Raw genomic sequence first — 14,188 nt, forward strand, 5'->3', positions numbered from 1 at the left:
ATGATTATTGAGCACAAAGTTTAAAAGATCGTTTATAAGCTGTTCCAAAGAAAGATCTAATGCGAAAAAAACGTCTAACTATGCCCTCAGATTTTCCTAACTTTAACATTTGAGGTAGAAAAAATGTACACAGGGTATTCGTCCAAATCATACCTTGTCATAGGGAAGGGGCCAATGTTGTCCCTACGAAATTCCGGATAATCCTAAGTACATAAAAAATGTACTTTATGTTAAAATTCAATCACAACTCATACGTTATGGATTTGCATATCACATCTTCATTTTCCTTAGCACGAATTTTAACTAACTGGCAGCTTGCATAAGTGAAGTAATCCGGTTCGGGTCAACTCCGGAAAATAAAATCTTATTTAAAAGCTGTTGCACAATTCCATGTTGCAAAAAATCACAAAACACAAAATCACGCAACCACTTTTAAGAAATGGGTACATGAAAAATGTAATTGGGGTATTATGTTGAAGTTTACCTTTATAGGGTGGGAGGGTGAATAAACATGAACAATTTCCTTAGGACTGACCTGTTTTGAATTTTTGTAGTCTCACAATAGATATTAGACATCTGACTTACTTATATTTGCCGCATTCCCATCAAGAATGAAACACATTTACGGCATTGTGGCATTGTTTTTTTCAGGATTTCTGTTCGCCCAGGATTTGAGCCTGACGACACAAACCGTCAATGCATCGTCTGAAACCAACAACATAGAAGTCTCCTACTTCCGCGGAAACATCTATCAACACACAGCTTATGTCACCCATCTCATCACGGGTCATCCCGATGGTGTTTTGATTAGTCTTAACCGCCAGACTTTCGGCGCCAAAGAATGGGAGCAAGCCTACAATTTCCCAGATTACGGCATGTCTTTCCAATACCAGGATTTCGGTAATGAAACGCTGGGAAAAGCTATGGCGCTCGCGGTACATTACAACTTTTATTTCCTTAATCGGCATTTGCAGTTCCGTATTTCTCAGGGAATCGGGTACGCGACGAATCCGTATGACAAGGAAACGAATTACAAGAACAATGCATTCGGGTCTACGTTGCTCAGCAGTAATCTGTTCATGTTGAATTATAAAAAGCAGCATCTCGTGGGCCGATTTGGAATCCAGGCTGGATTGATGTTCACGCATTTTTCCAACGGACGCGTCAAGTCGCCCAATAGCGGAATCAATACCTATGCGGCCAATATCGGGGTCAACTATAACCTCGATGCTGAACAGCCGCAATATGTTTCGAACGATACCTTGTCGCGGAAAAGCTGGCGTGAACCCTTACGATACAGTTTGTATTTCAGGTCAGGTGTAAGCGAAAGCCTTATTGTGGGAAGCGGACAGAAACCATTTTACCATATCGGGCTTGCCGTAGACAAACGCGTCGGACGTAAAAGCGCCATCCAATTGGGAACCGATATTTTCTTTTCACTCTATCTCAAAGAATATATCCGGTATATGTCAATCGCTTACCCGGATAGGCCCTATCTCGACCCAAATACCGATTATAAACGAGTCGCCGTTTTTGTCGGACACGAATTGTTCGTCAACAGATTATCCATAGAAACCCAGGTTGGATTTTACGTTTACAAGCCTTATAAATATGAATCTGATGTCTATCAACGGCTCGGGGCGAAATATTACGTAACCAAAAACCTGTTTGCAGGCATCGCCCTTAAAGCCCACGGCGGCCGGGCAGAAGCCATTGAGGTTGGAATAGGAGCAAGGATTTAATATGAAAAAAGCTATCCTGATTTTATCGGCCGTTATTTTTTCGGCATGTTCGTCACCTGAAAATTGCTTCAAAAGTTCAGGTGAGGCGACTACAAAAGAAATTGATGTTTCGGAAACGCCTTTCACAAAGATCGAAATCAATGAAGGTATCAGTCTTGTCATCAAACAAGGCGATGATTACAGTGTCAGCATTCATTCAGGGAAGCATATCATTGACGATGTCGAAACCAAAATCACAGACGGAAAAATCACTTTTACACAGGATTCAGGGTGTAACTTTACGCGTGCTTACAATGAAACCGTAGTTTACATTACGGCTCCTCAAATTGAAGAAATTTATTCAAATGGAAATGGTGAAGTACGTTCCGACGGTGTGCTGAGCTATTCGACGCTTCGTTTGTTTTCGATGGATTTTTTCGGAGGTGTCGGAACGGGAGATTTCCATATAGATGTCGATAATACACAGCTGGTTGTTGAATCCAATCACGTTTCCGGGTTTTACATCAACGGACATACCGACCAATTGCTGCTCAATTTCTATAATGGTGTCGGACGTTTTGAAGGTGCCGGTTTACTTGCGGAAGGCATCATTGTTTTCCAACGCGGCTCGAACGATATGACCGTGCATCCAATACAGACGCTGGACGGAAACATCTATAGTACGGGAAATGTAATTTCAGTATCGCATCCGATAAACGAACCAACTGTGGTTGCGCATTACACAGGACGATTGATTTTCCAGGATTAATCAGGCTTCTTTATTCCCGGTCATTTCACGGAATACGGTTTCCAGATTTTTGGAGCGTTGGTTCATCGACAGTATTTTAAGATCGTTCGATTGGGCAAAATCAAAGATCGACGGACGCATGTCGTTTGCTGTTTCAAACTGCAATACCCATTTGTTTTCCTCGGTATTATCGGCAGCCGCCAGATTTGAAAGCGTCAACAGCGCGGCATCTATCCGTTTATCGAATTCCACTTCCACAACCTGCACATCAGTTTCCTGCAATTTCTCAATGGCGCGGTCTGCAACGATTTTCCCGTGATCGATAATGATGACGCGGTCACAGATGGCCTCGACTTCCTGCATAATGTGAGTCGACAGGAAAACGGTTTTATTTTTTCCCGCCTGACGGATAACCTGACGGATTTCGACCAGTTGGTTCGGATCGAGGCCCGTGGTCGGTTCGTCCAGGATCAGGACTTCCGGATCGTGCAGCAACGCATTGGCCAGTCCGACACGCTGGCGATATCCTTTTGAAAGTTGTCCGATTTTTTTGTGCGCTTCCGGTTTGAGGCCTGTCAATTGGATGACTTCTTCGATCCGATTCTTTTTTACGCCATAAATTCCAGCGTTGAATTCAAGATATTCACGAACATATAAATCCAGGTAAAGCGGATTGTGTTCCGGAAGATAGCCTACCGATTTCTGGACTTTTTGCGGATCTTTTTCCACATCGAAACCATTAACTACAGCTTGTCCTGAATCTGCTGACAGAAATGTGGTCAGGATTTTCATCAACGTCGATTTTCCGGCTCCGTTTGGCCCAAGGAATCCAACTATCTGTCCTTTGGGAATTGAGAATGATACAGCATCAAGTGCTTTCTGGCTTCCGTAGCTTTTGGTGATTTGGCTGACTTCTATCGACATGAAAATCTTGGTTTAGGGCAAAAGTAAGCGAACTGGTTTAAATAACGCAAGTCGAGCGTGCAGATTGCCGTCTAAAAAAAGCTATCGAAAAAAAGAGCAAAAAATGTTGCGGCAAAACTATTTTTCCTATTTTAGCCCAACAACAAAGCAAAATGAGCACGACTACGTTTTATACCAATTCCTTTTATTATTTCTGGAGCAGAAATCGGGAACGGTATGTAGTGGCTTAAGTTGATTATTAATTCAAGAACACAAATACGAATCCCGATGCAAATCGGGATTTTTCTTTTTATGGACAATACAGTTACAATAGGAATCCAGGGAATCAAAGGTTCGTTCCATCATCAGGTGGCATCGGAGTATTTTGATTTCGATCACGAGCTTGATGAATGCATGTCGTTCGACAGCCTTGTTTCGAACCTCAAATCAGGAAAAGCGAATAAAGCCGTGATGGCACTTGAGAATTCAATCGCGGGTTCCATCATCCCGAATTACGCGTTGATCGATAAGAACGACCTTCACATCATCGGCGAGCATTATCTCAATATCCATATGAATCTGATGGTGTTGCCAGGCCAGAAAATCGAAGATATCACCGAAGTCCATTCCCACCCGATCGCGTTGTTGCAGTGCGGTGTATTCTTCGCCCAATATCCGCATATTAAACTCGTCGAAAGCGGAGATACAGCCGAAACGGCCCAACGCATCGCCACCCAAAAGCTCAAAGGAATCGGAGCAGTTGCAGCGCCGGTTGCCGCAAGTTTGTACGGCCTTGAAATCCTTGCTGCCGGAATCCACACGGTCAAAAGCAATATGACGCGGTTCGTGATCGTGAAGACTGAAAATAAGGTCTTGCCCAAAGAAGAAATCAACAAGGCTTCGATCAAATTCGAGCTTGACGATACGCCGGGTGCGCTTGCATCGGTTTTAAACATGATGACGACATCGAAACTCAACCTGACCAAAATACAATCGATGCCGATTATTGAAACGCCTTTTCAGTATTCGTTTTTCGTCGATGTGGTTTTCGATAAATACAAACACTACGAAAAAGCCAAAAAGATACTCGAACTCATGACCACTCATTTTAAAGTGCTTGGCGAATATACCCGGGGAATTTCACCGGAACAGAGCGAAGCTAAAACCGGAACAAGATGATCGTTACAGCAGACAGATTAAACACCGTAGCGGAATACTATTTTTCCCGAAAGCTACGTGAAGTGCGTCAATTGGTCGCCGATGGAAAACCGGTCATCAACATGGGAATCGGAAGCCCTGATTTGACGCCGCCGGATTCCGTAATAGATGCCATTAAAAATGCAATGGCAGATCCGGGCGCACATCAATACCAAAGCTATCAGGGTTTGCCCGATTTGCGAAAAGGAATTGCCAGTTTCTACAAATCTTATTTTTCAGTCGATGTCAATCCCGATTCGGAAATTTTGCCGCTTATGGGTTCCAAAGAAGGCATCATGCATATTTCGCTCGCTTTTTTGAATCCGGGCGATGAGGTGCTGATCCCGAATCCGGGTTACCCAACTTATGAATCGGTGACGCGGTTGGTTGGTGCGATTCCGAGATTTTTCGATCTGGATGAAGCCAAAAACTGGCAGCCCGATTTTGAAAAACTGGAAGCATCGGATTTGTCGAAAGTGAAACTCATGTGGGTCAATTATCCGAACATGCCAACAGGTGCAACAGGTTCTTTGGAGTTATTTGAACAACTCGTTGGCTTTGCCAGAAAACATTCGATTTTGTTGGTGAACGACAATCCGTATAGTGCCGTCCTCAATTATGATATGCGGTCGATATTTGCGGTTTCGGATGCGAAAGATGTCGCACTTGAACTGAATTCATTGAGCAAGACATTCAATCTTTCCGGTTGGCGCGTGGGTTATGTAATAGGGAAAAAGGAATTTATAGATGCTGTGCTGACCGTAAAAAGCAACATGGATTCCGGTATGTTCTACGGCATCCAGAAAGGTGCGATCGCCGCTTTGCAATTGGGTTGGGATTGGTTCGACAAGCAGAATGCGGTCTATTCCAAGCGACGCGGCCTGATTTGGAAATTGGCAGATTTGTTAGGTTGCTCTTATGACAAAAATGCCGTCGGAATGTTCGTTTGGGCCAGATTGCCAGATGATATTCCAGATGCCGAAAACTTCGTAGACAAATTGCTTTATGAGAAACATCTGTTCGTTACGCCCGGAAAAATCTTCGGAAGTAACGGCGACAGATACATTCGGTTTTCGCTTTGTTTGCCGGAAGAAAAAATAAACGAAGCACTTGTGAGAATTAACAGTTAACAATTGGCTTTAGTGGAATTGCAATTCAAACAGAGCCTTTCAAAAAATAAGAACCAATAAAAAAATTCTTGTCTTCGTGGCAAAAAAAAAACAATAAAATAACCTTTGTGTCTTCGTGACTTTGTGTCAAAATTTGAGCGAAGCGAAAATCTAAAAATATGGAAAACGATAAATCCCTCCGCAACTGGCTCAACGCCCTGAACCTGAATCATCCACTTGTAATCGCAGGCCCATGCAGCGCCGAGACGGAAGATCAGGTGCTAAAAATCGCACACGAACTCAAAAACTCCGACGTAAGTTTTTTTCGCGCCGGAATCTGGAAACCCAGAACGCGTCCCGGCGGATTTGAAGGCGTAGGTGCCATCGGACTCAAATGGCTCCAGAAAGCCAAAGCCGAAACAGGTTTGCCAATGGCCATTGAAGTAGCCAATGCGACCCATGTGAAACTGGCTTTGGAGCACGACATAGACGTACTTTGGATTGGCGCTCGAACAACGGTGAATCCATTCGCGGTACAGGAAATTGCCGATGCGTTGGAAAATACCGATAAAATCGTATTGGTGAAAAATCCCGTTAATCCGGATTTGGCTTTGTGGATTGGCGGAATCGAAAGATTGTACAATGCCGGAATCCGTAACCTCGGTGCCATCCACAGAGGTTTCTCTACATACGAAAAGACCAAATACAGGAATATTCCAGAATGGCAATTACCGATTGAATTGCAAAGCCGTTTTCCAGATTTACCATTGATTGGCGATCCTTCACACATTACCGGCCGACGCGATTTAATACAGGAAGTTTCCCAACAGGCTTTGGATTTGAATTACGACGGATTGATCATCGAAAGCCATATCGATCCGGATAATGCCTGGAGCGACGCGGCCCAACAAATCACACCGACGGTTTTGAAAAAGCTTTTCGAAGATTTACGCATGCGTAAACTGACTGTCGAAGAAGACGATTTCAACAGTCGTATGGCCAAACTCCGCATAAGCATTGACGAAGCCGACAGCAAGTTGTTGGAAATACTTGGCAACCGAATGAAGGTAGCGGAACAGATAGGTGCTTTGAAAAAAGAGAAAAATGTCGCGATCCTACAGAATAAACGCTGGAATGAAATACTCGATAAAATGACTGAAACCGGTGTGTCAAAAGGCTTGACGAGAGAATTCGTGCAGCGGTTATTCGAAGCGGTTCATTTGGAAAGTATTGCGCATCAGGAAAGGGTGATCAATGGGTAAAGTTTAACAAAAAGTACATTTTTTCTATAGCTGGTATATTTCGGAATTTTTTAGGGAACACCATTGGCCCCTCCCCAGAGCCAAGTTCGGAATTCTACAAATACATCGGTTACATGAAAAATGTATTAAATGTTAAAAGATGAATAAATACGTACCGGCCCAGATTTTAGTGAGCCAGCTTGCTGAATTACGGCCTTTGGTTTTACCGCCAAAACTGAGCGACCAACAGAAGCTCCTGTTTTAGCGTTGTTAAATCAAGGCGGGAAAAGGCAACTGCGAGCGGAAGCCGGAATTGCCGCCGAACAATTATTAATTATTCATTGTTAATTATTAATTCCGCGCATTTATCTTTGCCTCCATGACAGGCACAGTCTATAAATCTACGGGAAGTTGGTATTCGGTCAAGGCCGAAGACGGAACATTCATTGATTGCCGTATTAAAGGAAAGCTCCGGATGAGTGATATTCGGAGTACAAACCCCGTAGCCGTAGGCGATTTGGTAGATTATGAAATTGAAGATACGCCTGACGGATTGCGTGGCGTGATCAAGGAAATTCACGACCGCGAGAATTATATCGTTCGCAAATCGGTCAACTTATCAAAGCAATTGCACATCATCGCGGCCAACATCGACCAGGTTTTTTTGATCGTGACGATAAATAATCCTACAACAACCACGAGTTTTATAGACCGTTTTTTGGTGACTGCAGAAGCGTATGACATCAAAGCCGTACTGGTTTTCAACAAAATCGACACCTTTGATGAAGCCATGCTCGACGAACAGCTTTTCCTGCAACATACGTATTCCCAAATAGGATATGAGTGCCTTCGCGTTTCTGCAATCCAGAATAATGGACTCGATAAGTTAAAGGAAATGATGGTTGGAAAGACCAGTATGTTTTCGGGGCATTCCGGGGTTGGGAAATCGACGCTTGTCAATGCCATCGAGCCGACGCTTGATTTGAAGACCAAAGAAATTTCAATGCAACATCAGCAAGGGCAGCATACGACGACTTTTGCAGAAATGTTCGATTTAGCCTTCGACGCCAGGATTATCGATACGCCAGGAATTCGTGGATTCGGGCTTATCGATATGGAAATCCATGAAATAGGGGATTACTTTCCGGAATTCTTTGCCCTCAAGAACGATTGTAAGTTCAACAATTGCCTTCACAAAGATGAACCTCATTGCGCAGTCAAAGCAGCGTTGGAGGAAGACAGGATTGCATGGTCGCGTTACAGAAGCTATCTTCAATTACTTGAAGGCGACGATGAAAATTACCGCAACGACAACTTCGACGAAGAACGGGCCCAGAATAAATTATGAGAGTCGTAATACAGCGGGTTTCTGAAGCGTCGGTTACGGTAGACGGTGAAATAATCGGGCAGATTGGAACCGGACTTTTGGTTTTTGTCGGAATAGAAGATGCAGATTCCAAAGAAGACATCGATTGGCTCTGTGCAAAAATTGCCAACCTCAGAATCTTTAACGATGCGGATAACGTTATGAATTTGTCTGCCAAAGATGTGTCTGCTGAACTGCTGATTATTTCACAATTCACGCTTCATGCACTCACCAAAAAAGGCAATCGCCCATCCTATATCAAAGCGGCAAGACCAGAGGTTGCCATTCCTTTATACGAGGCTTTTCTAACTCAAATGAAAGCTGAAACGAGCGGTATGGTTGAGGCCGGAAAGTTCGGTGCCGATATGAAAATCAGGCTGTTGAACGACGGCCCGGTAACTATTGTGATGGATTCGAAAAATAGAGAGTGATTTGTTTGGAGGGGTCAAAAAATCCCTTACTTTTGGAGCAGGTAAACGTTAAAATTTTCTAAAAAAACCGCTTGCCTCACCAACCAGACAACACGAATGAAATCTCGGTATTTATTTATCCTGCTATTGTTGGGCTTTGGGCTTTATGCACAGATTCCGGCGTATTCGGTTTTATCGATTCCGGACAGCCTGAAGCAAAACGCAAATCTGGTAATCCGCAAAGATGATACTAAAATAGCCATCACGTCTCAACGCGACATGACCATAAACAGGATCGTGGCAACAACGGTCCTCAACGAAACCGGTCTAAGGTCTTTGGATTTGTCGGAATACTATCAGAAAACGAGAAAGATAACTGCGATACAGGCCCGCGTTTTTGATGCTTTCGGAAAAGAAATAAAGATTTTTAAACGACGCGACTTTAGAGATACGAGTGTGGGCGACGGATTTTCGGTCTTTAATGATGACCGCGTGCTGTCTCTCGATTATACGCCAATAGGGTATCCGTTTACCGTTGTTTTTGAGTCTGAAGTCCAAACGTCAAACACGGCTTTCCTGCCAACATGGAGCCCGTTGTCAGGTTTTTTTTCCAGTACCGAAAGTGCTTCGATCGAAATAAAAAGCCCTGCAGATTTAGGCCTTCAGGTAAAACAGATGAATTTCTCAAAGAAAATTTCAGCCATCAAAACCGAGCGCGATGGTTACGTTTCTGTTTCGGTGGCAAACATAAAGGCGTTGAAGTATGAAGATTCGTCTCCGGAATTCGGGCAGATTGTACCAATGGTTTATTTCCGGCTCAATAAATTCAATCTGGAAGGTGTCGATGGACAGGCCGCAAACTGGAAGGAATTCGGCAAGTGGTATTACGAAAGTCTTTTAGTGGGAACAGACGAGGTTTCGCCCGAAACACAAGCTCGTATAAAGCAACTTGTAGGAACAGAGAAAGACCCAGAAAAAATCGCCCGTATCATCTACAAATACGTCCAGGAAAAAACACGGTATGTCAGCATCCAGATCGGTATCGGCGGATTTAAGCCAATGCAGGCAAACGATGTGGATAAACTGGGTTATGGAGATTGTAAGGCGTTGTCCAATTACACCAGGGCGTTGCTTGAAGTGGCCGGCGTGCCATCTTACTTCACGGTCGTGTATGCAAACAACAGGTACAGACACGGTTTCCTGCCAGATTTTGCTTCAGCTTCACAAGGCAATCACGTTATACTCGCCATTCCGAAAGCGAATGAATATATCTGGCTCGAATGTACGAACCAGGTAAGCCCATTCGGGTTTCAGGGAACATTTACAGATGACAGGGAAGTTCTGGTTGTCAAGCCCGAAGGAGGAGAAATAGTTCGGACAAGAACGATGGTTAATGACACCAATGCACAACTAAGTAAAGGCAATTATACCATTTTGCCCAGTGGGGCTTTTGACGGCAATCTGTCCATAGTTTCACAAGGCAGCCAATATTCGCAGACATTCATGAAAGAGCGTTTTTCGGCGGTTGAAAAAGAGAATTATTACAAAGATTACTTTTCCAATATCCAAAACCTGAAATTGGACAAGGTTGAATTTGAAAACGACAGGAATCAGGTTCGGTTCACCCAGAATGTGAAACTGTCATCAGAGACATACGCCACGCTAACCGGTGACCGCCTGATGTTTGTGGCAAATGCATTCAATTTAAATTCAGGTACTCCAAAAAGATATCGCAACCGCGAAAATGCATTCCAGATTGAAAGAGGGTTTCTGGACGAAGATGAAATTGTCATCAATCTTCCCGAAGGATTTTCGATAGAAGCACTTCCGTCTGATTTCGAACTCAAGACGAAATTCGGTCAGTACAACACAAGCCTTATCAAAAAAACCGAAACGACATTGACCTATAAACGCAGGCTTTTGATAAATGACGGATTTTATCCTAAAGAAGAATATGACGCGTATCGATTATTCCGCGAACAAATTGCAAAGAATGACAATTCTAAAATCGTATTGAAAAAAGCATAACCACCAACTCCAAAACAAACATGAAACATTTACTGACTCTTGCACTTAGTGTGGTTTCAATTTTTTGCACGGCCCAGAAATCTTCATTGGGAAAAGTAACCGTTGCCGAACTCGAACAGAAAGCACATCCCGTTGATGCTTCGGCAGCTGCTGCGGTAATTTCCCAGATAGGGAATGTAAGCTTCAACTATTCAGATGCGAATGGCTTTATGATGGTCACAAAAGTCCAGACGAAAATAAAAATCTACAATAAGGAAGGTTACGATCAGGCCAATATTTCGATCCAATATTATTCAGATGGTTCGTCGAGGGAAAATATAGATATCTCAGATGCGGTGACCTATAACCTTGTCGATGGAAAAATTGTAAAGACAAAACTCAAGAGTGACGGGGAATTCGATGAGAAGGTCAACCGGTACTGGAGCCGGAAAAAGATTACTATGCCGGCGGTCAAAGAAGGCAGTATCATTGAATATGAGTATGAAGTCGTGTCGCAGTTTTTGAATATGGTTCCGGATTGGGATTTCCAAAAAGACATTCCTGTCAACTATTCTGAATTCACATTCAGTGCTCCGGAGTATTACGTTTACAATGCCAATATGAGAGGTTATCTGGCACCTAAGTATACAAAGACGGCAACCCAGAAATCGTTTATGATCAACAGCAAGGAAAGGTCTGGAACGCGTGCGGTACACACAACCTTTTCCAATGATAAAGTGGATTACCTCGAAAATTCAAGCAAGTATGTGATTGAAAATGTGCCGGCCATGCGAGATGAGGAATTCGTAAACAACATACATAATTATATGTCCAGTGTAACACATGAATTGTCATCTATCCAGTATCCGAATTCCACTTTCCAGAACTTCTCGACCGATTGGCAAACCGTAACCAAGAAGATATACGAGAACGATGATTTTGGGCCTGAACTCGATAAAACCGGGTATTACGATCAGGAAATAGCACCATTGATTGCCAAACTGAGTACGCCCGAAGAAAAGGTCGCAGCCATTTTTGAATTCGTCAAAACCAATGTAAAATGGAATGGCTACCATGGCTATTCCTGTAATGATGGTGTGCGCCAGGCCTATAAAAACAAAGCAGGCAATGTGGCTGAAATCAACCTCATGCTCACATCTATGCTTCGTTTCGCCGGCATTACCGCAAACCCCGTTTTGGTAAGTACAAGATCTAACGGCATTGCGCTTTTTCCAAGCCGTACCGCTTTCAACTATGTAATTGCGGCTGTAGAATTGGGTAATTCGACGCTTTTGCTTGATGCGACCGAAAAATACGCCACGCCAAATATTCTTCCGTTACGGGATTTGAACTGGAACGGAGTGCTTATGCGCAAAAATGGTACATCTACGACCATTCCCCTCATGCCGTCAAAAGCCTCACGCGAAACCATTGCGCTTATATGTTCCATCAAGCCAGACGGACACGCGGAAGGACAGGTTCGCAAAACCGTTACCGACAACATGGCACTTTCATTCCGGGAACGTTATGTCAAGATGAATCAGGATCAATATCTGGAACAATTCGAAAATTCACACGGGAAGATAGAAGTGAGCGAGTATGTACGCGATAACGAATCAGATAGTTATAAGCCGCTGATAGAAACATTTCGGTTTACCCAAAATGATGCTATGGATATAGTTGGCGACAAAATCTATGTTTCTCCAATGCTATTCCTCAAAACCGACGAAAATCCGTTCAAAATGGAAAAACGCGAATATCCGGTCGATTTTGGCTACCCGACAAATTCCAGATACTCCATAAGCATTGACATACCGGAAGGTTATGTCGTGGAATCTATGCCCGAATCAAAAAGTCTCGTCATGGAAAACAACATGGGAAGCCACAAGTACATCATACAGGCGAACGGAAACAAAATCCAGTTGAGCGTCAATACGGAAATCAACGAGCCAATCGTGCCCAACACAGGTTATGAAACACTCAGGAACTTCTTTATCCAGGTAGTCCAAAAGGAAAACGAAAAAATCGTATTGAAAAAGGCATGAGGATTTTGTAGTTGCTTTGGCTTTTCTGGCAACAGTACTTTGTTCCGCACAAGATTTCAAGTTCGGAAAAGTATCAAAAGAAGAACCGGCGCAAAAGAAACACGCCCGACAAAAATTTCTCCCAAACCTGGGAAGGATTGGTCCGCACCATTTGGGATGATAAAGATTTTGGGAAACAACTTGCAGATTGTAGTTTCCTGGACAACAATGTCCGGCGTATCATCAATCAGGAGCCTGATTACCAAAAACGTATACAGGCAATTTTCAACTATGTCCAGGCTAACATGAACTGGAACGGCAACTTTGGGTTCTTTACAGAGACGGTCTCAAAAAAGCATCCCAGACCCGAACCGGAAACATCGGAGATATCAATTTGCTGTTGACAACCATGTTGCAAAGAGCGGGAATTTCGGCCAGCCCTATCTTGGTCAGTACCGTGATAAACGGAATTTCTATTTACCCGAGGCAGACTTCTTTCAATTATGCTCTTGTTTCCTACGTGATAGACGGAAAAACCACATTACTCGATGCCGCCAAAATTTACTATTCCCGGCGTGCTGCCAAATTACACGTTGAATTGGTCCGGACGTGTTGTTTCCCGGGATGGAACTTGCTCCGAAATAAAAATGATGCCGGCTGATGTTGCAATGGAGCGGACAGTCCTCATGGGAAGCCTCGCTGCCGATGGGTCAATTTCAGGTAAAGCCCGAAGGAACTTCATGAGCCAGGAAGCATTCTCCTTTCGTGAAGCGCATTCAACGCAAGACAATGAGAATTATCTGAAATTATTTGAAAACGAACTCAATAAATTCCGGATTACGCTCTTATTGCCCTAAGGCTATCAAGTGGAATCGCTTCCGGCCTCTATTGCCATTTCGACTCCGGATAAGGTCTGCTCGTTCAAACATACCTTGCTGGATCAGGATGATAAAATTTCTTTTCAGTATACGTATAAGCATAATACCCGGTTGGTATCGGCAGATTTTTACGGTAACCTGAAGGAATTCTTCAAAAAAGTAGCGTAAAAACAAAACGAAAGAATAGTTTTGAAAAAAACTTGACATGAACCTCCAGAATTCCCAAAAGGCCGTAGACGATTGGATCAAAAACCACGGCGTGCGCTATTTCAACGAACTGACCAATATGGCACAACTGACCGAAGAAGTCGGTGAAGTGGCCCGCATCATCGCGAGACGTTACGGTGAACAATCTGAAAAAGAATCAGACAAGAACAAAGATTTGGGCGAAGAACTGGCCGATGTTGTCTTTGTGGTACTTTGCCTGGCTAACCAAACCGGAATCGATCTTCAGGCCGCTTTCGATAAAAAACTCGACCTCAAGACAAACCGCGATCACGACAGACATAAAAACAACGAAAAGCTCTATTAAAATTATTGTTTATTGAGACACGGAATACCAATACATAATGCCAATAAATAAT

14 protein-coding genes are annotated in these 14,188 nt (G+C 43.4%); 13 read left to right on the top strand and 1 reads right to left on the bottom strand.

Annotated elements, in window-relative coordinates; translation table 11 throughout:
* The first annotated feature begins 611 nt into the window (after window positions 1–611).
* Window positions 612–1,742 carry an acyloxyacyl hydrolase gene (locus tag G6047_RS04275; RefSeq protein ID WP_169526245.1) on the top strand — a complete coding sequence of 377 codons (1,131 nt, stop codon included), beginning with the start codon at window positions 612–614 and terminating at the stop codon, window positions 1,740–1,742.
* A gap of 1 nt (window position 1,743) precedes the next feature.
* Window positions 1,744–2,490 carry a head GIN domain-containing protein gene (locus G6047_RS04280; RefSeq protein ID WP_169526246.1) on the top strand — a complete coding sequence of 249 codons (747 nt, stop codon included), beginning with the start codon at window positions 1,744–1,746 and terminating at the stop codon, window positions 2,488–2,490.
* Here the strand turns inward: G6047_RS04280 and gldA are convergent, their stop codons facing one another.
* On the bottom strand, window positions 2,491–3,393 hold the full coding sequence (gldA, locus tag G6047_RS04285; RefSeq protein WP_169526247.1) for a gliding motility-associated ABC transporter ATP-binding subunit GldA: 903 nt from the start codon (window positions 3,391–3,393) through the stop codon (window positions 2,491–2,493).
* Between the two features lie 291 nt (window positions 3,394–3,684).
* Between gldA and G6047_RS04290 the strand changes: the two genes are divergently transcribed.
* From G6047_RS04290 to G6047_RS04340, 11 genes are all read left to right on the top strand, one after another.
* On the top strand, window positions 3,685–4,551 hold the full coding sequence (locus G6047_RS04290) for a prephenate dehydratase (protein ID WP_169526248.1): 867 nt from the start codon (window positions 3,685–3,687) through the stop codon (window positions 4,549–4,551).
* On the top strand, window positions 4,548–5,699 hold the full coding sequence (locus tag G6047_RS04295; protein ID WP_169526249.1) for a pyridoxal phosphate-dependent aminotransferase: 1,152 nt from the start codon (window positions 4,548–4,550) through the stop codon (window positions 5,697–5,699). The genes G6047_RS04290 and G6047_RS04295 overlap by 4 nt, the downstream gene beginning before the upstream one ends.
* A gap of 158 nt (window positions 5,700–5,857) precedes the next feature.
* Entirely contained in the window at window positions 5,858–6,940 is a 1,083-nt protein-coding gene (locus G6047_RS04300) for a bifunctional 3-deoxy-7-phosphoheptulonate synthase/chorismate mutase type II (protein WP_169526250.1), read from the top strand.
* A gap of 358 nt (window positions 6,941–7,298) precedes the next feature.
* Window positions 7,299–8,267 (top strand): ribosome small subunit-dependent GTPase A, encoded by a 969-nt coding sequence (gene rsgA, locus G6047_RS04305; RefSeq protein WP_169526251.1) that lies wholly within the window; start codon window positions 7,299–7,301, stop codon window positions 8,265–8,267.
* The gene (dtd, locus tag G6047_RS04310; protein ID WP_169526252.1) at window positions 8,264–8,716 is read left to right on the top strand and encodes a D-aminoacyl-tRNA deacylase; all 453 of its coding nucleotides are present in this window, start codon (window positions 8,264–8,266) and stop codon (window positions 8,714–8,716) included. The genes rsgA and dtd overlap by 4 nt, the downstream gene beginning before the upstream one ends.
* Window positions 8,717–8,812: 96 nt before the next feature.
* A complete protein-coding gene (locus G6047_RS04315) occupies window positions 8,813–10,723 on the top strand; it encodes a DUF3857 domain-containing protein (RefSeq protein WP_169526253.1) in 1,911 nt (636 codons plus the stop codon).
* Window positions 10,724–10,743: 20 nt separating this feature from the next.
* Entirely contained in the window at window positions 10,744–12,747 is a 2,004-nt protein-coding gene (locus G6047_RS04320; protein WP_169526254.1) for a DUF3857 and transglutaminase domain-containing protein, read from the top strand.
* 137 nt (window positions 12,748–12,884) lie between these two features.
* Window positions 12,885–13,130, top strand: a complete 246-nt coding sequence (locus G6047_RS04325; protein WP_169526255.1) for a hypothetical protein — start codon at window positions 12,885–12,887, stop codon at window positions 13,128–13,130.
* 144 nt (window positions 13,131–13,274) lie between these two features.
* On the top strand, window positions 13,275–13,583 hold the full coding sequence (locus G6047_RS04330) for a hypothetical protein (protein WP_169526256.1): 309 nt from the start codon (window positions 13,275–13,277) through the stop codon (window positions 13,581–13,583).
* Between the two features lie 9 nt (window positions 13,584–13,592).
* On the top strand, window positions 13,593–13,772 hold the full coding sequence (locus G6047_RS04335; RefSeq protein ID WP_169526257.1) for a hypothetical protein: 180 nt from the start codon (window positions 13,593–13,595) through the stop codon (window positions 13,770–13,772).
* A 37-nt stretch (window positions 13,773–13,809) separates the two neighbouring features.
* Entirely contained in the window at window positions 13,810–14,136 is a 327-nt protein-coding gene (locus tag G6047_RS04340; protein WP_169526258.1) for a nucleotide pyrophosphohydrolase, read from the top strand.
* Window positions 14,137–14,188 lie beyond the last annotated feature (52 nt).

It is taken from the genome of Flavobacterium silvaticum, assembly GCF_012911565.1.
Taxonomy (GTDB): Bacteria; Bacteroidota; Bacteroidia; order Flavobacteriales; family Flavobacteriaceae; genus Flavobacterium; species Flavobacterium silvaticum.

Bases quoted from the DNA above. Each gene is read 5' to 3' on its own strand.
- G6047_RS04275 (WP_169526245.1), top strand. From the start codon at position 612: ATGAAACACATTTACGGCATTGTGGCATTGTTTTTTTCAGGATTTCTG.
- G6047_RS04340 (WP_169526258.1), top strand. From the start codon at position 13,810: ATGAACCTCCAGAATTCCCAAAAGGCCGTAGACGATTGGATCAAAAAC.
- dtd (WP_169526252.1), top strand. From the start codon at position 8,264: ATGAGAGTCGTAATACAGCGGGTTTCTGAAGCGTCGGTTACGGTAGAC.
- G6047_RS04295 (WP_169526249.1), top strand. From the start codon at position 4,548: ATGATCGTTACAGCAGACAGATTAAACACCGTAGCGGAATACTATTTT.
- gldA (WP_169526247.1), bottom strand. From the start codon at position 3,393: ATGTCGATAGAAGTCAGCCAAATCACCAAAAGCTACGGAAGCCAGAAA.
- G6047_RS04315 (WP_169526253.1), top strand. From the start codon at position 8,813: ATGAAATCTCGGTATTTATTTATCCTGCTATTGTTGGGCTTTGGGCTT.
- G6047_RS04320 (WP_169526254.1), top strand. From the start codon at position 10,744: ATGAAACATTTACTGACTCTTGCACTTAGTGTGGTTTCAATTTTTTGC.
- rsgA (WP_169526251.1), top strand. From the start codon at position 7,299: ATGACAGGCACAGTCTATAAATCTACGGGAAGTTGGTATTCGGTCAAG.
- G6047_RS04280 (WP_169526246.1), top strand. From the start codon at position 1,744: ATGAAAAAAGCTATCCTGATTTTATCGGCCGTTATTTTTTCGGCATGT.
- G6047_RS04300 (WP_169526250.1), top strand. From the start codon at position 5,858: ATGGAAAACGATAAATCCCTCCGCAACTGGCTCAACGCCCTGAACCTG.
- G6047_RS04290 (WP_169526248.1), top strand. From the start codon at position 3,685: ATGGACAATACAGTTACAATAGGAATCCAGGGAATCAAAGGTTCGTTC.
- G6047_RS04330 (WP_169526256.1), top strand. From the start codon at position 13,275: ATGCCGCCAAAATTTACTATTCCCGGCGTGCTGCCAAATTACACGTTG.